The organism is Nonomuraea roseoviolacea subsp. carminata (assembly GCF_024172185.1).
GTDB lineage: Bacteria > Actinomycetota > Actinomycetes > Streptosporangiales > Streptosporangiaceae > Nonomuraea > Nonomuraea roseoviolacea.
In genome coordinates, this window is record NZ_JAMZEC010000001.1 from 2,048,982 (window position 1) to 2,068,914 (window position 19,933).

15 protein-coding genes are annotated in these 19,933 nt (G+C 73.9%); 5 read left to right on the top strand and 10 right to left on the bottom strand.

Annotated features, from left to right (window positions below; all coding sequences use genetic code 11):
• Positions 1-129: 129 nt before the first annotated feature.
• Complete coding sequence (locus HD595_RS09305; RefSeq protein WP_253781109.1) at positions 130-855, top strand: class I SAM-dependent methyltransferase; 726 nt, start codon at positions 130-132, stop codon at positions 853-855.
• Complete coding sequence (locus HD595_RS09310) at positions 852-2,180, top strand: acyltransferase family protein (protein WP_253767578.1); 1,329 nt, start codon at positions 852-854, stop codon at positions 2,178-2,180. The genes HD595_RS09305 and HD595_RS09310 overlap by 4 nt, the downstream gene beginning before the upstream one ends.
• Here the strand turns inward: HD595_RS09310 and HD595_RS09315 are convergent.
• The 5 genes from HD595_RS09315 to HD595_RS09330 form a co-directional block, all read right to left on the bottom strand.
• Positions 2,101-6,267: an alpha-(1->3)-arabinofuranosyltransferase domain-containing protein gene (locus tag HD595_RS09315; protein ID WP_253767580.1), complete on the bottom strand. Its 4,167-nt coding sequence runs from the start codon at positions 6,265-6,267 to the stop codon at positions 2,101-2,103. The genes HD595_RS09310 and HD595_RS09315 overlap by 80 nt on opposite strands.
• Positions 6,261-7,394: a glycosyltransferase family 4 protein gene (locus HD595_RS09320; protein WP_253767582.1), complete on the bottom strand. Its 1,134-nt coding sequence runs from the start codon at positions 7,392-7,394 to the stop codon at positions 6,261-6,263. Before HD595_RS09320 ends, HD595_RS09315 begins: the two co-directional genes overlap by 7 nt.
• Positions 7,391-8,194 carry a glycosyltransferase gene (locus HD595_RS09325; RefSeq protein WP_253767584.1) on the bottom strand — a complete coding sequence of 268 codons (804 nt, stop codon included), beginning with the start codon at positions 8,192-8,194 and terminating at the stop codon, positions 7,391-7,393. Before HD595_RS09325 ends, HD595_RS09320 begins: the two co-directional genes overlap by 4 nt.
• Before the next feature lie 11 nt (positions 8,195-8,205).
• Positions 8,206-8,340, bottom strand: coding sequence for a hypothetical protein (locus tag HD595_RS45710; RefSeq protein ID WP_268959883.1), 135 nt, complete (start codon positions 8,338-8,340; stop codon positions 8,206-8,208).
• Between the two features lie 115 nt (positions 8,341-8,455).
• On the bottom strand, positions 8,456-10,252 hold the full coding sequence (locus HD595_RS09330; RefSeq protein ID WP_253767586.1) for an MmpA family trehalose lipid delivery protein: 1,797 nt from the start codon (positions 10,250-10,252) through the stop codon (positions 8,456-8,458).
• A gap of 104 nt (positions 10,253-10,356) precedes the next feature.
• Between HD595_RS09330 and HD595_RS09335 the strand changes: the two genes are divergently transcribed.
• On the top strand, positions 10,357-12,285 hold the full coding sequence (locus tag HD595_RS09335) for a hypothetical protein (RefSeq protein WP_253767589.1): 1,929 nt from the start codon (positions 10,357-10,359) through the stop codon (positions 12,283-12,285).
• A gap of 89 nt (positions 12,286-12,374) precedes the next feature.
• Here HD595_RS09335 and HD595_RS09340 read toward each other — a convergent pair whose 3' ends face one another.
• Both HD595_RS09340 and HD595_RS09345 read right to left on the bottom strand, forming a co-directional pair.
• Positions 12,375-14,573 carry an acyl-CoA dehydrogenase family protein gene (locus HD595_RS09340; protein WP_253767591.1) on the bottom strand — a complete coding sequence of 733 codons (2,199 nt, stop codon included), beginning with the start codon at positions 14,571-14,573 and terminating at the stop codon, positions 12,375-12,377.
• A 77-nt stretch (positions 14,574-14,650) separates the two neighbouring features.
• The gene (locus HD595_RS09345) at positions 14,651-15,187 is read right to left on the bottom strand and encodes a TetR/AcrR family transcriptional regulator (RefSeq protein WP_253767593.1); all 537 of its coding nucleotides are present in this window, start codon (positions 15,185-15,187) and stop codon (positions 14,651-14,653) included.
• A 13-nt stretch (positions 15,188-15,200) separates the two neighbouring features.
• Between HD595_RS09345 and HD595_RS09350 the strand changes: the two genes are divergently transcribed.
• Positions 15,201-15,977: an MBL fold metallo-hydrolase gene (locus HD595_RS09350; RefSeq protein WP_253781110.1), complete on the top strand. Its 777-nt coding sequence runs from the start codon at positions 15,201-15,203 to the stop codon at positions 15,975-15,977.
• A gap of 37 nt (positions 15,978-16,014) precedes the next feature.
• Here HD595_RS09350 and HD595_RS09355 read toward each other — a convergent pair whose 3' ends face one another.
• Positions 16,015-17,346, bottom strand: a complete 1,332-nt coding sequence (locus HD595_RS09355) for a hypothetical protein (RefSeq protein WP_253767595.1) — start codon at positions 17,344-17,346, stop codon at positions 16,015-16,017.
• 183 nt (positions 17,347-17,529) lie between these two features.
• Here HD595_RS09355 and HD595_RS09360 point away from each other — a divergent pair, with 183 nt between their 5' ends.
• Positions 17,530-18,621, top strand: coding sequence for a S1C family serine protease (locus tag HD595_RS09360; RefSeq protein ID WP_253767597.1), 1,092 nt, complete (start codon positions 17,530-17,532; stop codon positions 18,619-18,621).
• Between the two features lie 16 nt (positions 18,622-18,637).
• Here the strand turns inward: HD595_RS09360 and HD595_RS09365 are convergent, their stop codons facing one another.
• A complete protein-coding gene (locus HD595_RS09365) occupies positions 18,638-19,210 on the bottom strand; it encodes an OmpA family protein (RefSeq protein ID WP_253767599.1) in 573 nt (190 codons plus the stop codon).
• Positions 19,194-19,781, bottom strand: a complete 588-nt coding sequence (locus tag HD595_RS09370; RefSeq protein WP_253767601.1) for a hypothetical protein — start codon at positions 19,779-19,781, stop codon at positions 19,194-19,196. The genes HD595_RS09365 and HD595_RS09370 overlap by 17 nt, the downstream gene beginning before the upstream one ends.
• Between the last annotated feature and the right edge of the window lie 152 nt (positions 19,782-19,933).

Genomic DNA, 19,933 nt, shown 5'->3' on the forward strand with positions numbered 1-19,933 from the left:
TGTCGTCTTGCCGGAACATCCGGCATCAAAGTATGACAGTGAGTGACATGCGTCACTGGCCGGTACGGAGCCGCAATCAAATTGATAGAAACAGGTTCTATCGTGGTTCTCCCTATGAAAGCGGGAAATATGCCCATGCGCGCCGACTTGGCGCGGTCCATCCGGCTCTTCCGGGCGTTCCGCACCGAGCAGGGCGACCAGCAGGGCTACTACACGACGCTCGCGGCCGACACGGCCGGGCTCCTGCGCCGGTACGTGGACCTGCGCGACCGGCTCGTCCTCGACGTGGGCGGCGGGCCCGGCTTCTTCGCCACGGAGTTCCGCGCCCACGGCGCCCGCTGCGTCTGCGTGGACGTGGACGCGGGCGAGCTGGCCGGCCAGGGCGCGCCCAGCGGCGGCGTGCTGGGCAGCGCGCTCGACCTGCCACTGCTCGACTCCTCGGTGGACGTCTGCTTCTCCTCCAACGTGCTGGAGCACGTGCCGGAGCCGTGGCGGATGGCCTCCGAGATGGTCCGGGTGACCCGGCCCGGCGGGCTGGTCTTCCTGGCCTACACCAACTGGCTCTCCCCCTGGGGCGGGCACGAGACCTCGCCCTGGCACTACCTGGGCGGCCACCGCGCCGCCCAGAAATATCAGGAAAAGTACGGCAAGCCGCCCAAAAACCACTTTGGCCGGAGCCTCTACCCCGTCTCCGTCGCCCACGGCCTGCGCTGGGCGCGCGGTGAGCGGCGGGTCGAGCTCGTCGACGCGTTCCCCCGCTACCTGCCCTGGTGGTACCGCCCGATGCTCAAGGTCCCGATCGTCAGGGAGTTCGCCACGTGGAATCTGGTCCTGGTCCTGAGAAAGCGGCCGTGACGACGGCATCCGCCCCGTCCCCCGAGAAGGCCGCCCCCGCCGACCCCACCGCCCCCGAGGGGAGCGCCCGGAAGGAGCCCGCCGCCCCCGGCACGAGGGCCCCGGAGGAGACCGCCGCTCCCGAGGGAGGGGAGCCGCCCGGGCCGCCCGGCGAGCTGCGCGTGGCGCCGCTCGACGCGCCCGCCCGGCGCGACACCGCCCTCGACGGCATCCGCGCCCTGGCCGCCCTCGGCGTGTGGGTGCTGCACGTGGCCGGCAACACCGGCGTGATGTACCGCGACGGCATGTTCGCCTGGATGACGACCCGGCTGGGCATCGCGGTTCCGATCTTCTTCCTGCTGTCCGGCCTGCTGCTGTACCGCCCGTGGGCGCGGGCCGTGCTGGAGGACACCCCCGCGCCCGGCGCCGGCGGCTACCTGTGGCGCCGCGTGCTGCGCGTCATGCCCGCGTACTGGGTGGTGACGACGCTCGCGCTGCTCGCGTGGAGCTCGCTGGACGCCGGCGGCTGGGTCAAGTGGCTGCTGCTGCTCCAGAACTACACCGAGCAGACCCGCGCCCCCGACGGCCTCTACCAGATGTGGACGATGCCGATCGAGATGGCCTTCTACCTGGTGCTGCCGGTGCTCGCCTGGCTGCTGCACCACTGGGCCAGGCGCGGCAACCGGCCGGTCCGGCTGCTCGGCGGCATCGCCGTGCTCCCGCTGGTCTCGGTCAGCAGCGCGGTCGCGGCGCACGTCTTCGACCAGCCGCAGCTCGCGCTCTGGCTGCCGCACCACCTCATCTACTTCGCCGCGGGCATGGCCATGGCCGTGCTGTCGGTGTGGATCAAGGAGAGCCGGGTCGTCGACGCGCTCGCGCCGCAGCTCCTGGTCCTCGCGCTGCTGCTGTACGTGGTGCTGAGCACCGAGGTGGCCGGCCCGCGCACGCTCGACCTGCCGAGCCTGTCGCAGTCGATCTGGCGGATGCTCCTGGAGGCCACGGTGGCCGTGCTCGTCGTCGCGCCGTTCGCGCTGGCGGCCCGGCGCGACTCACTGCGGCACCGGGTGCTCGGCAACCCGGTCACCGCGTACCTGGGCCGGATCTCCTACAGCTTCTTCCTCTGGCACGCGCCGGTGATCACCTTGTACTACAAGGTGACCGACAGCCGGCCGTTCAGCGGCGACTTCGTCAAGGTGGCGATCCTGACGTTCGTCGGCTCGCTCCTCGTGAGCGTGGCCAGCTACCACCTCATCGAGGAGCGGGCCCTCAAGCTGACCGGGCGCCGGTCAGCATCGGCTCCTCCGCCGGAAGCTCCGGCGGAGCGTCCGGCTGAGCCGGTTCGCTGACGAGCCGGCCGAACAGCACGCCCATGGCGGCACAGGCGACGAGCTGCGGGACGTGGTCGGTGAGCACGTCCACGTCCGCGCCGTAGTCGCGCAGCGCCATGGCCGCGGCCAGCGACGCGGTCGCGAGGCAGAACAGCAGCGCCGCGGCCCAGTGCGGGGCGAGCCACCGGGGCAGCGCCCGCCGGGCCGGGGCCCACAGGACGGCGACGACGACGGCGAGCACCACGAGCATGCCGGCCCAGCCCGCCACCCAGGCGCCGAAGGCCATGCCCGCGGCGATCGCGTACGGCATGCGCCAGCCCGAGAGCCGCGAGCGCCCGGCCGCGGCGGTCTCCATCACGTGCTCAGGGCGCGGCCCGCGCATCACCAGGGCGAGCAGCGCGAGCAGGGCGATGCCGCCCAGGCCCAGCGCGAGGGCCAGCCAGTACGGCCGGTCGGGCCCGTACTCCAGCCGGACGGTGCCCGAGGTGCCGGCGGGCAGCTCCCACGCCTGCTTCCAGCCGTCGATGCGGACCGGCCGCAGCGTCTGGCCGTCGAGGCTGGCCCGCCAGCCGGCGTTGTAGTTCTCGTTGACCACGAGGAAGGAGTCCTTGGGCGCGCTCACCCGGACCTCGCGCTCGGACTGCGTCCACGTGCCGGGGGCCGCGGCGCCCTCGACCTGGAGCGGCTGCTCGGGCAGCGCGCCGATCACCAGCCCCTCGACGGCGAACGGGTCCCAGCCGGCGGCCCGCACCCGGTTGTCGCCCGCCGACAGCGTCACCCTGCCGCAGGCGGTGAACCGGACGGGCCGCTGTTCGAGCAGGTCGGCGTAGGTGCCGGTGACCCGGGTCTGGACGACCTTGCCGTTGACCCGCAGCTCGGGGCCCTGGCCGCAGGGCAGCCGGAACGGGATGCCCTGGGGCCGGCTGGCCGGGCTGACCCCGGGGATGATCAGCTCGGTCACCTGGAGGCGCCGCGACACGGGGAAGAAGCGCAGCTTGAGCTGGGTCGTGGTGATGGGCTTGAACCTGATGACGCCTCCGGCGTCCACGCGGCCGCTGCGCACCACGCCCTTGTCGCCGGCGATGATGATGTCGAGCGGCTGCTTGTCGCCGCCGGGCCGGGCGACCTGGAGGCGGGAGATCGTCTTCTTGCCGTTCCAGCGCAGGGTGAGGGTGGGCTCGCCGTCGCTGGGCGAGGGCACCCAGGTGGTCGCGGCGTCGGCGTCGAAGGCCGACCTCGGCGCGACCACGGGGTCCTTGCTGACCTGCGAGGTGCCCTGGACGCGGGTGAGGTCGGCGCTGAGCCGGCTGTAGCGGTCGACGAGCCCGGCGTCGCGCAGGATCGCCGTGCCCTGGAGGGCGGCGGCGTGCCGGCGCTCGGCCGTGAAGGTGCGGTCGAAGCCGGCGCCCTCCTCCCCCGGCCGGGCGAGCAGCGGGTTGCACACCCACCGGTCGCGGTTGCGCATGCACTGGGGGCGCGCGTCGAGCCCGCGGTCCATGACGTACGCGTCGCCGCTCCTGCCGGGCAGCCGGATCGTGCGGCCGGGCAGCACGCCGGGGATCGTCATCTCGGTGATGCCGACCCGCTGCACGAAGCTCCAGTCGCTGTCGTAGGTGGCGAGGATCCTGATCCGCAGCCAGGTCGTCGTCCCGGGCGGGGCGTGCAGCGTCTGCGGCTCGTTGGTCTGCCGGACGTCCTGGACCAGCCGCCCGTTCTCGGTCTCCACGGCCACGCGCCTGATCGACTGGCCGAGCAGCACGTTGTTGGTGAAGGTGACCTTGAAGTCGGGGATCTCGCGGGGCTGGGGCAGGTCGACGCGCAGCCACTCGCCCTCGGGGCGGTGCCAGCCGCCGCTCTCCCAGCCGGTCTCGTAGTCGCCGTCCATGGCCGCCCACGGGCCGCGCCCGGGGGTGCTGAGGCCGGAGATCGCGTCGCTGTCGGCCACCGAGGAGGAGGCGGTGATGGCGGAGATGCCGTCGTACTCGGCGGTCGAGGTCTCCTCCAGCCAGCCCTTCTCCAGCAGGTCGAGCGCGCGCACGCCGGTGAAGTCGGCGCGCCGGTCGGCGGTCAGCGTGGGTGTCCAGTTCGTCCGGATCTCGCCGAACTGCCGCTCGCGCAGCCGCAGGGCGTCGCTGACGACGGTCGGCACCTCGTACGTGCTCGCGTCGTCGTTGACCAGCACCGGGCCGGTGCCGAGCAGCCCGAGGTCGCCCATCGTGAGCAGCGAGTCGGGGCCGCCGCGCACGCGCACCGCGTCGCCCGCGGCCTCCACGCCGACCAGGTCGGCGTTGCCCGCCACCTCGTACAGCTCCAGGGCGGGCGCCGGCCAGTCGACGGAGTCGACCGCGTCGTCGGTGAAGCCGTCGCCCACCTCGCCGCCGAACGCGCGGATCCGGCTGATGCCGGGCGACTCGCGCAGCGCCTCCTGGACACGGGCGGGCCAGGCCCCCTGGAGGTTGGCGCGCATGAGGTCGTTGCGGACGAGCAGGTAGTGGACGCCGAGGCGGCGCAGCACCTCGGTGAGGCCGGCCGAGCCCTCGCCGGAGGTGAGACGCTGGTCGACGGCGTCGAGCAGCCGGGTCAGGCCGACCGAGCCGGCGGCCGTGACCTGCCGGGCGGTCCAGCGGGCCTTGAACAGCGGCTGCATGGGGTCGTCCACCGGCCGGCCCCACAGGTACTCGCCGAACTTGGCGCCGGGCACGACGAGCACGCCGTCGTCGCCGGCGTTCTCGTTGATCCAGGCCGCGGCCTGCCGCCAGTAGAGCGGCACCTCCTTGAACGAGCCCGGCATGGCGAGGCCCTGGTTGAAGACCGGGAGCACGAGCCCGGCGAGGGCGGCCAGGGCGACCACCCGCACGGGCAGCCGGACGTTGGCCCGCAGGCGCGCGGCCAGCGGCAGCCCGGCTGTGGGCCGCGCGGCGCGGGCCCGGCGATGGGTGACGGCGAGCAGGTGGGCCAGGCCGAAGGCCATCGGCAGCCGCACCAGCGGGTCGAACTTGCGCAGGTTGCGCAGCGGCGCGAGCGGACCGTCGAGCAGCCAGCGCATCGGCTCGGCGACGATCGGCTCCAGCGCGCTCGTGTGCCCGGCGACCAGCGCGGTGACGCCCACGAGGAACAGCGTGATCACGAAGCCGCGGGCGGGCAGGTCGCGGCGCACCAGCCCGGCCAGGCCGAGCGCGGCGAGCACGCCGGTGACCACGACCATGGCGGCCGAGGTGGCGATGGCGTAGCCGGGCGGCTGCTGGTCCACCCCGTTGACGGTCAGGAAGCGCACCCAGTCGGAGGTGCCGCGCAGCACGTTCGTCAACGACGTGACGGCCGTCGTCGTAGACGCGTTCTCGGTGTAGGGCAGGAACGAGAACGCGTACCGGCCGACGAGCAGCAGCGGCGCCCACCAGAACAGCGTGGCCACCGCGACCGCGCCCGACCACCAGCCGAGCAGCCGCCAGCGCGGCACCGGCCGCGGCCGGGTCAGGATGTAGACGACGGGGGCGACGAGCACGGCGAGCACGGCGACGGCGTTCACGCCGCCGCACAGCGCGACGGCCAGCGCCGAGCGGATCGCGCCGCGGGCCCGCTGCCCGGTCTCCGACGCGGTCAGCAGCGGGACGAGGATCCACGGCAGCATCGCGGCGGGCAGCCACTCGATCGAGATCTCGCCGAGGATGGACAGCGCGCGCGGGGCCAGCGCGTACGCCAGGGCGCCGGCGATCCGGGTGCCCGGCGTACCGACGCCGAGCTGCCGCGTCAGCCGCTCCACGCCGAGGAACGCCACGCTGAGCAGCAGCGTCAGCCAGAGCCGCTGCGTCACCCACGGCTCGACGCCGGCCAGCTCGCCCAGCGCGAAGAAGGGGCCCATGGGGAACAGGTAGCCGGCGGCCTGGTTCTGGAGCTGGCCGAAGTGCTGGAGGTCCCACAGGTGGGCGGCCCGCTCCAGCCAGCCGAGCGGGTTGAGCGCCAGGTCGATCTTGGTGTCGCCCATGATGCTGCCGGGCCTGGTGGTGAACGACAGCACGGCGAAGCCGAGGCAGCAGAGCAGCAGCCACACCCGGTGCCGGGCCTTGTCGGTCACCACCGCTCGCGCTGTCTCGGAAGCGCCTACCACCGCTCCTCCCTCAGGGGCGCCGGGACGGCCCACATGGGGGCCGGCGCGGGACGGCCGCGGATCAGCTCGGCCATGCGTTCCGCGCTGCTCTGCCACGAGAACCGGGCCGCCCACGACCGGCACCGGTCGGCGTACGCGTCGGCGCGGCCGCCGGCCAGCTCGTCGAGCGCGGCGGAGACGCCCTTGGCCAGGTCGGTGCCCTCGGGCAGCAGCCAGCCGGTCTCGCCGTGCCGTACGGCGTCGCGCAGCCCGTCCACGTCGAAGGCGACCGTCGGGACGCCGAGCGCGGCGGCCTCCAGCACGCACAGACCCCAGCCCTCGCCCTGGGAGGCGTTGACCTGGAGCCAGGCGGAGGCGATGAGCCGTTCCTTGTCCGCTTCGGACAGGTATCCGTGCATGGTGACGCCCTCCGGCAGCCGGGCGCGCAGGCGCGCCTCCTCGGGGCCGCGGCCGACGACGTCCACGGTCAGGCCGGGCCAGCGCTCCCTCAGCTCGGTCACGGCGTCGATGAGCAGGTCCACGCGCTTGTGCGCGACGAGCCGGCCGACGCAGACGAGCCGGGGGGCGGCGCTCTTGCTGATCCCGGCGGGCGCGCCGACGCTCACGCCGTTGGGGACGATGTGGATGGGGCCGGTCCAGCCGAGCCGCTCGCGCATGGCCTCCACGGTGGACGGCGAGACGGCCACGCTCCGGTGCCGGCGGTAGGTCCAGCGGGAGACCGGCCCCTCCAGGAAGCGGCCGACCGCGGCGAGCCAGCGCGGCAGGTGGACGCCGAACTGCCGGTCGTGGACGTGGTGGACCACGCAGATCACGCCGGTGCGGCGGGGCAGCACCCAGGGGGTGAAGAACGGGATGCCGTTCTGGCAGTCGAGCACCGCGTCGAACCGCGAGCGGCGGGGCAGCAGCCAGGCCAGCACCCGGGCGTAGACGGAGAACGGCCCGCCCATGCGGGCCAGCCGTACCCCGTCGATCTCCTCGCGGGCGCGTTGCCCGGGAGCCCGCGCGGTCACGAAGTGAACGGTGTGGCCCGCCGCCGCGAGGCGGCGGGCCATCTCCCACGCGTAGGTCTCGGCGCCTCCCGCGGCCGGATGCCACGGATCACGCCAGTTGACGACGGCGATGTTCACGGATACCCGACGGGGTCGAGCGGCGGCTCCCAGGCGGGGGCGCCCGCCGCGCGCGGCTCCAGGCGCAGCGTCAGCCAGATCCGGCCGAGCTCCAGCACGATGCCGGCGCTGTGCCGGGCCGGTGAGAAGCGCGAGCCGGGCATGTCGCGCCACTGCACGGGGATCTCCAGGACGTTCGCGCCCCGGTCGGCGCACCGGGCGAGCAGCTCGACGTCGAAGGCGAAGCCGGGCGTGCGCAGCCGCGCGGCGACCTCGCGGACGAGCGCGCCGTCGAAGAACTTGAAGCCGCACTGGGTGTCGCTGACGCCGCGCACCAGCGCCCTGGCCAGGGCGCGGAAGCCGACGGCGCCCAGCTCGCGCACCCGGCTGTGCCGGTTCTCCACGTCGGAGAAGGCGTGGGCGCGGGAGCCGACGACCACCCGCTCACCGGAGAGCAGCAGGCCGAAGGCGGCGTCGATGGCGCTGAGGTCGGTGGCCATGTCGGCGTCCAGGAACCCGACGAAGGGAGCACGGGTCTCCAGCAGTCCGGCGCGGACGGCGGCCCCCTTGCCGGGGGTCTCGCACCGGGCCAGCCGGACCGGGACCGTCCCCCGCGGCCAGGTCCTGACGATCTCGGCGGTGGAGTCCGTGCTGTTGTTGTCGACGACGATGACGGCGGTCGGGAACGGCATGCGGGCAAGCTTCGCGCACAGCTGCAGGAGCCCCCCGGGGAGTCGTCCTTCCTCGTTGTAGGCGGGAATGACGATCTCGAGCAGTGGTGGTCGGCTCGTCCTCTCGTCCCCTTGGCGGGAGGGCGGCATGACGGTGGTATTTACCGGTCGCCGTAGTTGTAGAGCGGCTGGTTCACGGGCGTCGCGGTGGCGCCGGTGAAGGAGACCGTCGTGACGGTCGCGACGAGGGCGGCCACGGCGATGCCGATGATCGCTGCTAAGAGGATCTTTATCACTGGGGGGTTCCTCCTGGGGCGCGGCACTTGCGGGGGACCGTCACCAACCTAGAACCAATTCTCGCTACTCGGAAGTAGCTAAACGAAATCTTAATAAAGCCACTGATCAATGGACCTATTCGGACGAACCTTGAGCAATCGGCCCGCCGAAACGATACAGCCGCAGGTCAGGAGTGTCCACGAGCAGCCTCGCCCCCTGGAGCAGGCGGTCGAAGTCGCGGCGCTCGGCCGGGGTCCCGGCGTCCACGACGACGTACCGAAACCCCGCTCCGGCAAGGCTTGGCGAGGGCGCTTCTAGTACGCGTTCTACCATTTGCGCCCGTTCGTCCTCGCTGGGCACCACCATGGCGCCGACGCGCACCGTGTCGTCGGCGACCACCTCCCGGCCCCGGCCGGCGAAGAAGCGCTGTGCCGGGTCCAGCACCGGGCGCCCGCCGTTCCAGGGGAAGCGCCGGTAGGACTCGAACGGCAGGACGAGCACGTCGCCGGGCTCGGGGTCGCGCCGGATCGTCTCGCGGGCGGCCGTCCAGCCCGCCGGGTACGTCACCGCGCGCAGCGCCCCCGCCCCGCCCCACGCCATCGTGGGCAGCACGGCCAGGGGCACGGCCACGAGCGCGGCGACCCACCGGCCTCCTCCCGCCGACGACCGCCCCCCTCCCCCGAACGACCGGCCCGGGACCGCCCGGCCCGCGACCGACCGGTCGGCGAGCGCCCTGTCCGTGAGCGCCCTGTCCGCGAGCGCCCTGTCCGCGAGCGCCCGCGACGCCGCGGCGGCGGCCAGCCCCAGCCCGGCCGCCTCCAGCAGGGCGAGGGGCGCGACGAACTGCTGGGCGTCCCGGAACACCGCGAACCCGCCCCAGAGGTGGATCAGCCCGGTGAGCGCGGCCCGGCCCGGGGCGGTCACGCCCAGGCACGCCACCCCGAACCCGGCCACCGCCGCCGCCACCAGCCCCCACCGCCAGGGCAGCTCTCGCCGCACCACCCGTCCCCGCCAGGAGAAGCCGGCGAAGGCCGCGAAGCCCGCGATCCCGGCCAGGGCGAGCAGCAGCCGGACCGTGGCGCCGACCGGCGTGCCGTACCCGGCCGGCACCGCGTACGCGTTCCAGATCCCGCCCAGCGACAGCAGACTGCCCACCGCACCGAACGGCCCGTCCGCCCGCGCCGCGAACGCCTCCACCCCGACGCCGTCACCGGTCACCGCGGCGGGCCGCAGCAGGGCCGGCACCAGCCACGGCAGGCTGAACGCCCCCAGGACGACGGCCGCCACGACGACCCGCCGCACCCTCGGCCGCCAAGCCGGCGCGCCAGGAAGGGGCTCATCGCGAAGGGGCGCCCCGCGAACGGGCGCCCCGGAAAACGCCGCGACCGGAAGGGCCGTCAGTGCCGTGACCGTCATGGCCGCGAACCCGCCCACCGCCGCGGGCAGCGCCGCCACCGCGAGCCGCCCCGCCCGCGGGGCCGGGGCCCACGCCGCGGCCACCACCCACGGCAGCCCCGCGTACCCCAGCAGCAGCGCCCACTGCCCCATCAGCAGCCGCTCGGCCACGTACGGGTTCCACACGTAGAAGGCCCCCGCCACGAGCCCCGGTCCGATCCCCATCCCACGCCCAAGCCCGCGCCCGTCCGACGGCACCAGCCGCGCCGCCCCCGAGCAGCCGAGCACGAAGACCAGCAGCAGGACCACCTTCTGCACCAGCTCACCGGGCAGTACGGCCGACAGCGCCGTGACCACCGCGTCGCTCGGCACCACCCGCGGCGCGCCGCCCGACAGCCCGAACGTGAAGCGCGAGAACTCCGGGTCCGGCACGAACACCATGTCCTGCGCCAGCACGAACCCCCATCCCAGGGCGGGCCCGAGCGCGAGGCAGCCCAGCACGAGACCGAGCAGGGCGGCGGCCGGGGTGCGGGACATCCCGCTATGACATCACAACCGCACAACGGGCATTCCACCTCAATCCCCACCTGGATACGCTTCGCAGCGGGGAACCGGGGGGACCGCTGCAGCGGGAGGACGGGGTGACGAGCGAGGAGGCGGCCGCGGCCCGCCCGAGGCAGGACGAGCAGCCGGTGACGGCCCGGCCACGACAGGGCGAGGAGCCGGCGGCCCGCCCGCGGCAGCACGGCGACATCGTGCTGGCCGCGGCCATCGCCATGATCGCCGTGCAGCTCGTCTGGCGGTTCGACTTCATCCGCCGGACGTACTTCCGCCAGGACGACTTCACCTTCATCGCCCGCGGCCTGGAGCACGGCCTGACCTGGGACTACCTCATGCGGGTGGACTACGGGCACCTGATGCCGGGGCCGTTCGCCATCCACTGGGCGATGGGGCGGGCCGGCGTCTACAACGACGTGCTGGCCCACCTGGTCACGCTCGGCCTGCTCGCCGCCGCCGCGTTCGCGCTGCTGAGGCTGCTGCGGCTGCTGTTCGGCACGCGGCCGGCGATCCTCGTGCCGCTCGGGTTCTACCTGCTGACGCCGCTGCTGGTCTCGTCGCTGTCGTGGTGGGCGGTCGTCATCGAGACGCTGCCGTTCCAGATCGCGCTGGCCATGGCGCTGGGCTCGCAGGTGCTCCACGCCCGCACCGGACGCTTCCGGCACGCGCTGGCCGTGGCCGCGTGGGCGGTGTTCGCCATGGTGTTCTTCGTCAAGGCGCCGTTCATCCTGGTGCTGGCGTTCGTGCTGACGATCGGCTGGTTCCCCGGGGCGCGCCGCCGGGCCGGCGCCTGGCTGCTCTATCTCGCCGTCGTCGCGGGCTACGCGGTGGTCTTCTTCCGGCAGCTCTTCACGTCGGTGCAGCTCACCAACGACACGGTACGGCCGGCGTTCCCGGACCCGGGCGTGGCCGTGAGCTTCGCCTGGAAGCTGCTGTCCGCCGCGCTGGTGCCGGGCGCCCTGGGCGGGCCGTGGCAGTGGTACCCGATCAGCGAGGACTACGCCATCGCCGCCGCCCCGCGGGCGCTCGCCTGGGCCGCTCTGGGCGTCGCGGTCGTCGCGGTGGGCGTGTCGCTGTGGTACCGCAGACGGGCCTGGCTGGCGTGGCTGACACTGCTCGGCTACTTCGTGCTGGCCGACGTGGTGCCCGTCATGATCGGGCGCATCGTGCAGCTCGGCCCCGACCTCGGCGGGCAGGAGCTGCGGTACGTGTCCTCGACCGCGATGCTGCTGGCCGTCGTGATCGGCCTGGCGTACATCCCCGTGCTCGGGGAGCCGGACCCCTGGCGCCGCCCGGCGCCCGGACCGCGCCGGCTGCCGCGGGTGCGCGCCGCGCTGCGGTACGCGTGGGTGCCGGTGGCCGCCGCGTTCACCGCCGGCTCGGTGTGGACGGCCGTCGCGTACGCGCGGATGCCGCTCGGCGACCACGTGAAGAGCTACGTCGCGACGGGCCGCGCCGCGCTGGCCCGCGCCCCGATCAACGCGGTCATCCTGGACGCGCACGTGCCGGCCAGGGTCGTGCTGCCGCTGTTCTTCCGCGACTACGCGCTGGTCTCCCGGGTGCTCGGCCCCGTCGCGCCCAACCCGGTGACCTGGACGCGGCGGCTCACCGGCCCCGTGGCCAACCCGCTGGCCTTCGACGACGCCGGACGGCTGCGCCCCGTCGACATCCAGGGCATGACGATCCCCCAGCGCGGCGGCTGCACGCCGGTCTCGTCCCGGGAGAAGCGCTTCCGGCTGCCCGCGGCCGTGCCGGACGGCGAGTGGACCGTGCAGGTCGGCTACCTCAACCCCACGCCGTCCACGATCGCGGTGCGGCTCGGGGGCGCGGTGACGACGGTGCCGGCGGGCAAGGACTTCGGGTGGACGTTCGCCACGGTCGACGGCGGCGGCTCCGACGTGGGCATCCGGACGACCGACGGCCGTACGGTGTGCGTGGGCGAGATCAGGCTCGGCGTGCCGCGCCCGGCGGCGAACGGCACCCCGACCCCGCTCCAGCCGGTCAGCCCCTGAGCCGCCCGGCCTCTCCGCGCACCCCGTGAGTCCCCCGTAGGGGGCCGGTCGATCGGTGGCCGGCCCCCACCTCTACGCGGCCCCCGCGGTCAGCGGCCGGGCTCCGGGTCCCGGGGCAGGCCGAGCATGCGCTCGCCGATGATGTTGAGCTGCACCTCGGTCGTCCCGCCGTAGATGGTCATGGCGCGGGTGGCGAGCACGGCGCGGTTCCAGTAGCCGGCGTCGCCGAGCGACATGTCGGCCGCCACCACCGCCGCCTGGCCGAGCAGCGAGACCGCGGTCTCCGACACGTGCTGGGCGTGCGCGGTGGACAGCAGCTTGCGCACCGACGCGTCGGCGCCCGGCTCGGAGCCGGCGAGCTGCTTGAGCGTCACCCGCAGCGACAGCGCGTTGATCGAGTGGCCCTCGCAGATCACCTCGGCGACCTGGTGCGCCTCGACCGGGGTGAGCTCCCGCCCGAGCCGGCCGGCCAGCCCCAGCAGGTCGGGCACCGACGCGCCGGTGCCGCCCGAGCCGGAGGAGAGCGAGACGCGCTCGTTGGACAGCGTGTTGCGCGCCACCCGCCAGCCGTCGCCCACCGCGCCGACCACCAGGTCGTCGGGCACGAAGACGTCGTCGAGGAACACCTCGTTGAACAGGTTCTCGCCGGTCATCTCGGTCAGCGGCCGGACCGTCACGCCGGGCGCCTTCATGTCGACGAGGAAGTACGTGATGCCCTCGTGCTTGGAGCCGGCCGAGGAGTTGCGGGCGACGCAGATGCCCCACTCGGCGACGTGCGCGACGGAGGTCCAGATCTTCTGGCCGTTGAGCCGCCAGCCGCCCTCGACCCGCTCGGCCTTCATCTGCAGCGAGGCCAGGTCGGAGCCCGCGCCGGGCTCGGAGAAGAGCTGGCACCAGATCAGCTCGCCGCTGAGCGTCTTGGGCAGGAAGCGCTCCTGCTGCTCCGGCGTGCCGTACGAGACGATCGACGGCACCACCCACGCGCCGATGATCATGGCGGGGAGGCGGACCCGGGCGGCCTTCAGCTCCTGGGCGATCAGCACCTGCTCCAGGGGCGAGGCCGCGCGGCCCCACGGCTCGGGCAGGTGCGGCATGACGAAGCCGCGCGCGGCCAGCGCCCGCTTCTGCTCCACGCCCTCCAGCGCCTTGATCTCGGCGATCTCGGCGCGGAGGGACTCGCGCAGCTCCTCGGCGCCCTCCGGCAGGTCGATCTCCATCTCCCGGGACACGCCGCGCAGCGCCAGATCGGTGACCGTGGCCGCCCAGCCGGCCGACGGGCCGAGGAGGGCGCGCAGCGTCAGCGCGCGCCGGTAGTACAGGTGGGCGTCGTGCTCGAAGGTGTAGCCGATGCCGCCGAACGTCTGGATCGCGTCCTGGGCGCACCGCACGGCCGCGTCGGGCGCCATCACCCCGGCGATCGCGGCGGCGTACTCCAGCTCGGCGCCCTCGGCGCGGGTGGCGTCCCAGACGGTCGCGCGGGCCTGCTCCAGCGCCACCAGCATCCGCGACAGCTTGTGCTTGATGCCCTGGAACTGGCCGATCGGGCGGCCGAACTGGACGCGTACCTTGGCGTAGTCGGAGGCGGCGCGCACGCACCAGGCGGCCAGGCCGGCGGCCTCGGCGCCGAGCAGGACGGCGGCCAGGTTGCGCACGTCGAGGCCCTCGACGCCCTCCAGCACCCGCCCGGCGGGCACGGTCACGTCCGCCAGCTCCACCTTCGCCGACGACCGGGTGAGGTCCAGGGACTTCAGCGGGGTGACGGCAGCGGCGGCGGCGTCGAGCGCGATCCACACCTCGCCGCCGCCGGCGGACACGGGCAGCACCAGCACGTCGGCGGACGCCCCGCCCAGCACCGGCTCGACGGAGCCCGAGACCGCCAGCGACCCGTCGTCGGCGAGCGTCCCCGTCAGCCCGCCCGCGCCGCCGAAGGCCGCGCCGGTGAGCGCCACGGCGCCGGTGAGCGTGCCGTCGGCGAGGTCCGCGAGCAGGTCGTGGCGCTTGGAGGCGTGCACCACCGCGCTCGCGAGCACGGTCGGCACGTACGGGCCCGGCGCCAGCCGCTCGGCCAGCGCCTCGACGGCCACCGCGGCCTCCAGCAGCCCGTAGCCGGAGCCGCCGGCCTCCTCGGGCAGGTGCAGCCCCAGCAGCCCCTGCTCGGCGAGCCCCGACCAGAACGGGGGCCGCTCGTCCGTCGGGGTCCGCGGCAGCTCGGCGGGGATGTTCCGCTCGGCCCAGCCGCTCACCGACTCGCGGAGCGCCTCGTGCTCCTCGCTCAACCCGATCGCCATAGGTCATCCTCCAGCCGCGGTCCCGGTCATGCCAGAACCATATTCTAGAGGATGCTTCTGGGCTTAAGGGAAGACGTTCACGCGGCGAGGGCGGCCAGCATGAGACGCCGGGCACGGGCCCCCGCGGTGGCGTCGCCGAGCAACTGGATCTCCTGGTTGGCGGCCATCGCGATCCCCGTGAGCGTCGTCACGAGGTCGTCCGCGTCCAGGGACGCCGCGATGTCGCCCGCGCCCTGCGCGACCACGACCTGCTCGCGCAGGAAGGCCCGCCACCGGGTCACGACGTCGAGCAGGAGGCCGCGCAACTCGCCGGGCCGGCCGTCCAGCTCGCAGGACGCGGCGGTGACGAAGCAGCCGTTGGGGAACGGGCCGCCGTCCAGGTAGCCGCACCACAGGTCGATGACCGCGCGCAGGCGCGGCAGGCCCGGCTCCGCCTTCTCGCCCGGCGCCACCACGGCGGCCGTGAACATCTCGGCCGCCTCGGCCAGGACGGCGGCTTGCAGCGCGGCGCGGGAGCCGAAGGGGCCGACGACGCCCGCCTTGCTCATGCCGAGCGCCTCGGCCAGGGAGCCGATGGTCAGCGCCTCCAGGCCGTCGGTGGAGGCTCTCGTCACGCCGGTGGCGACGATGCGGTCGCGGGTCCGGCGGGCCTCCTCGGCGCACAGTGTGGTGATCGACCTGCTCGGACACCCGGAAGGAGTCCTGGAGGGCGGCCCCCTGTCGGCGCCCATGCCGAAGGTCGTCCCGCCCCGCACCCAGGGCGACGTGATCGCGGGGCTGTGCACCCACCTCCACCGCGACCACACCGACGCCGGGGCGCTGGCCGAGGCGCTGCGCCCCGACGGGCGGGTGCTGCACCCCGCGTCCTTCGGCGGCGACGACCACGAGAACCTCTGGACGCTCCAGGGCGACCGCGAACTCGACGAACGTGACCTGACCCGGCAGCCGATGGGGTACTGGGAGACCGTCACGATCGGCCCCTTCACGATCGCGGCCGTCCCGGCCGTCGACACCCTGGGTGACCCGCAGGTGTCCTGGGCCGTCGAAGCCGGCGGCAAGCGGGTGCTGCACCTGGGCGACAGCATGTTCCACGGCTACTGGTGGCGCGCCGCCCACCGGTTCGGGCCGTTCGACGCGGTGCTCACGCCCATCAACGGGCCCACCGTGTGCTTCCCGCACTGCCAGCCGCCGAGCCCCTACCCGGCCTCGCTCGACTCACGCCAGGCGGCCGTGGCCGCGCGCCTGCTGGGGGCGAAGGTCGTGGTGCCCATGCACTACGACGGGTTCCACATCGACACCTTCTACCACACGCAGCCCGACGAGCTGCCCCGGTTCCTGGACGCGGCCTCCGGCGAGACCTACGAGGTCGCCGCCCTCGAACAGGGCGAGCACCTCACCCTCTAGGCGGGGACGATCCGCCTCCGGGCGGGGCGATCCGGCTCTAGGCGGGGGCGATCCGGTCGGCCAGGGTGTTCAGGTCACGCCAGCGGGACTTGCCGCTCTCCGGGATCGAGGCGAACAGCATCGCGGGCTTGGCCCGGCCAGCGTTCACGACCGAGACGAGCCCCTGGGCCACCCGCCGCCCGCCGTCCGTCTCGTAGGCGACCTCGAAGGCGAGCGTCCAGCCCTTGCCGAGGGCGGCCCGCTCGGAGCCCGTCCAGGTCAGGGTGGCGCCGGGCGGGTACTGGGCGCCGAGCGCCCACTGCGCGGCGCGCGCGGCGAGCTTGCGGTAGTCCGACTCCTTCGACGGCGGGGTCGCGGGCGCCGCGCCCGGCAGCGGCGCCGAGCCGATCAGCGCGCCCGGGGTGCCCGGCGCGGTCGCCTTGCCGGCGCGCTGCGCCACCGTGAACGGCGCGACCGTGGCCGTCTTCCACGGCGAGCCGAGGCGCGGGTACGACAGGCCGGTCTTCTGGTCGTCCACCAGGCCGATGACGACCGAGGCCGTGCCGGGCAGCACGGCGTACTCCTTGGCGGCGGGCACGGACGGCAGCGGCGCCGCGGCCTTCGACTGCGCGGTCCTCGACGGCGCGACCTTCGACGGCGCGGCCGAGCCGGCGGCCGTCGGCTCCGAGGCGGGCGGAGGCGGGATCGAGCCGCCCTGCGGCTGCTGGTTCTTGGGCACGTCGCCGGAGAAGAGGATGAAGATGAGGACCACGGCCACCACGGTGGCGATGATCGCGCCTAGCAGATAGACGACCCGGATGGGGATGTCACCGATACGGCTGACGAGGCCGGTCCTGGGCGGCGCCGGGGGGAGGGTCGGCGGCAGGGGGTACTGCTGCTGCGGCGAGGCCCCCGGCCCGGCCCCGACCCGGGTCGCCGCGCCCGCCCACGTCCCGGCCTGGGGCCCGGAGCCGTACGACGAGCCGGCCTGAGGCCCGGAACGCGGCTGCGGGCCATAGGGGGAAGCGCCCTGCGGCCCCGAGCGCGGCTGCGCGCCGTAAGGGGAAGCGCCCTGAGGGCCGGAGCGCGGCTGCGTGCCGTACGGCGAGGAAGGCTGTGGCCCGGACTGCGCCTGAGCGCCGTGCGGCGAAGCCCCCTGGGGGCCGGAGCGCGGCTGCTGACCGTACGACGAACCGGCCTGGGGACCCGAGCGCGGCTGCGGGCCGTACGGCGGGGTGGGCTGGGGGCCGGACGGGCGGGGCGTGGGGGGCCGGGAGATCCAGACCGTCTCATCCGCGGGACCGGCCGTCTCCTCCGCGGGCACGACGATCTTCCGGAACGGGGTCGTGGGAGCATCTTGAGAGGGCTGCTGGTCACCGACGTCCGCCATGACCTTGAGGTTACGTCACTTCACGCCGGGATATTTCCGCCATATCCCAGCCAGAATTATATTCTGTAACCCACGGTCCCCACCCGCAGGCCCCAGACGTCCACGAAATCCCCGCGACCCCCGCCAACAGGACAAACGTCACAATGGCGTATCTTTCTCCGCCCATCGGGCAGGTATCACCGCATGAGGAAGATCGTCGCAGGATTCGCCATGACCATCCTGCTGACCGGTTGCGCGGCGCTCCAGTCCGCGGACACCGCCGGTCCCACGACACCCTCCGAAGGCACGGCCACCGCCACCGCCACGACCAGCCCTCCGGCCGGCGCGGGCGCCCCGCCGTCGCCCCAGGCGCTGGAATCCGCGTACGAGCAGGTCATCAAGGAGGTCCTGCCGTCGATCGTGCAGATCACCACCAAGGTGGGCCTCGGCTCGGGGATCGTGTACGACACGGCCGGCCACATCATCACCAACGCGCACGTGGTCGGGGAGGCCACGCAGATGCAGGTGACGCTGGCCACCGGCGGCGCCGGCCGCAGCGCCCGGCTGGTCAGGTCGTTCCCGGCCGGCGACCTCGCGGTGATCAAGGTGGACGACCCGAAGGGGCTGAAGCCCGCCCGGTTCGGTGACTCCGCCAGGCTGCGCGTCGGCCAGCTCGTGCTGGCCATGGGCAACCCGCTCGGCCTGTCGGGCAGCGTGACCGACGGCATCGTCTCCGCCCTCGGCCGCACGGTCAGCGAGCCGCAGGACCCGGAGTCCCCCGGCGCGACGATCGCCAACGCGATCCAGACCTCGGCCGCCATCAACCCCGGCAACAGCGGCGGCGCCCTGGTGGACCTGTCCGGCCAGGTCATCGGCATCCCGACGCTCGCCGCCACGGACCCGAACCTGGGCGGCGGGGCGGCGCCCGGCATCGGCTTCGCCATCCCCAGCAACACCGCCACGGACATCGCCGGCCAGATCATCCGCCAGGGCAAGGTCACCAACACCCACCGCGCCGCCCTCGGCATCCGGGGCAGCACGGTCGTCGGCCAGGACGGTCAGCCCGCGGGGGTCGGGGTGATCAGCGTCGAGCCCGGCAGCGGCGCCCAGAAGGCGGGCATCCGGGCGGGCGACGTGATCGTCTCGATCAACGGCACCCAGACGCCGACCATGGCGGCCCTGTCGGAGACGCTGACCACGCTCAAGCCCGGCGACCAGGTCAAGGTCGGCCTCGTCCGCTCGGACGGCGGCCAGGCCACGGTCACCGCCACCCTGGGCGAGCTGCCCGGCGACTGACCCGGCGGAGCGGTGCTCACTGGCGGGCGTCGAAGACGATCTCCACGCGGCGGTTGCGGGCCCGGTTGGCCTCCACGGGCTTGCCCTCGACGATGTTCGGCAGCTTGGGCCGGCTCTCGCCGTACCCCTGCGCCTGGAGCGCGACGTCCGCGCCCCCGAGCAGCCCGCGCAGCGCCTGCTCCACCGCCTGCGCGCGGCGCTGCGACAGCCGCAGGTTGTACGCGTCGGAGCCCTGGTCGTCGGTGTGCCCCTGCACCTTGACGGCGCCGCCCGCGCCCTCGGCCTTGACCCGCTCGGCGACCACCTGGAGCCGCTTGCGGGCGGCGCCGGTCAGCGTCCACCGGTCCAGCGCGAACAGCACGTCGCTGGTGAGCGCGACCGTGACCTGGGTGCCGCGCCTGGTCTCGCTCTGGGCGCCGTCGAGCGACTCGACCTCGCCGACGACGTCCTCGACGGGCAGCACGAGGTCCTCCACGGGCGCGTACGCGTCCGAGGGGACAGGCGGGACGGTGGGGCTGAACAGCGGGGTCGCCGGCAGGAGCAGCCCGGCGGCGACGCCGAGCGAGGCGACGCTAAGAAATCGGGACATCGGTGAGCACGCCGATCATCGGCATCTCCACGTTGATCTTCGTGACGTCCGCGGGCGGAGCCGCGAAGACGGCGTAGAGGGAGCTGGTGGCGCCGTTCTCCAGGAACTGCCCCTGGGTCTTGGAGCAGACGCACTCGCTGTCGGCGCTCGTGCCGTTGCGGGCCACGCGGTAGCGCTTGGCGTTGACCGGGTCGATGAGCGAGACGGCCGACACCGTCATGTCGAGGGTGGCGGTGCCCATGCCGTTGTGCAGGTTGACCTTGCCGTCGAGCGCGGTGACGGTCCAGGTGAGGGTGGCCGTCCGGCCCTGGCGCTTGAGGCCGGTGATGTCCACCCGCGCCTTGCCGCTCTGGCCGCCGGACGTCGTGCTCGCCTCGCGGCTGGCGATCACCTGGGTCTGCTGGGGCGCGGCGGGGGCGGTGGTGGCGGCGGTGGTGGTCTCGGTCCGCGCCGTGGTCTGCTGCGCCTGCCCGCCTTCGCCGCTGCCGCTGCCGCTGCGCTGACCACCGGGGATCACCCCGCAGCCGGTCAGCGCCACGGCCGTCACGGCCAGCGCGATCGTCTTCCGCATGATCGTGGATCACCTTTCGGGGGGGGAACGCCTCCGGCACCGGAACCCGGATGACCGCAGGAGTAAGACTGTCCCACAAGCGCCTCAAATGCCTCAACTTTCACCGTTGTCACTGGTCAGCGGCCGTCAAGGCCCTCGCAACCGGCCCGTCC

Excerpts from the sequence above, each read along its gene's own strand:
- HD595_RS09305 (WP_253781109.1), top strand. The coding sequence starts at position 130 with ATGCCCATGCGCGCCGACTTGGCGCGGTCCATCCGGCTCTTCCGGGCG.
- HD595_RS09325 (WP_253767584.1), bottom strand. The coding sequence starts at position 8,194 with ATGCCGCCCTCCCGCCAAGGGGACGAGAGGACGAGCCGACCACCACTG.
- HD595_RS09330 (WP_253767586.1), bottom strand. The coding sequence starts at position 10,252 with ATGTCCCGCACCCCGGCCGCCGCCCTGCTCGGTCTCGTGCTGGGCTGC.
- HD595_RS09340 (WP_253767591.1), bottom strand. The coding sequence starts at position 14,573 with ATGGCGATCGGGTTGAGCGAGGAGCACGAGGCGCTCCGCGAGTCGGTG.
- HD595_RS09350 (WP_253781110.1), top strand. The coding sequence starts at position 15,201 with ATGCGGTCGCGGGTCCGGCGGGCCTCCTCGGCGCACAGTGTGGTGATC.
- HD595_RS09355 (WP_253767595.1), bottom strand. The coding sequence starts at position 17,346 with ATGGCGGACGTCGGTGACCAGCAGCCCTCTCAAGATGCTCCCACGACC.
- HD595_RS09360 (WP_253767597.1), top strand. The coding sequence starts at position 17,530 with ATGAGGAAGATCGTCGCAGGATTCGCCATGACCATCCTGCTGACCGGT.
- HD595_RS09365 (WP_253767599.1), bottom strand. The coding sequence starts at position 19,210 with ATGTCCCGATTTCTTAGCGTCGCCTCGCTCGGCGTCGCCGCCGGGCTG.
- HD595_RS09370 (WP_253767601.1), bottom strand. The coding sequence starts at position 19,781 with ATGCGGAAGACGATCGCGCTGGCCGTGACGGCCGTGGCGCTGACCGGC.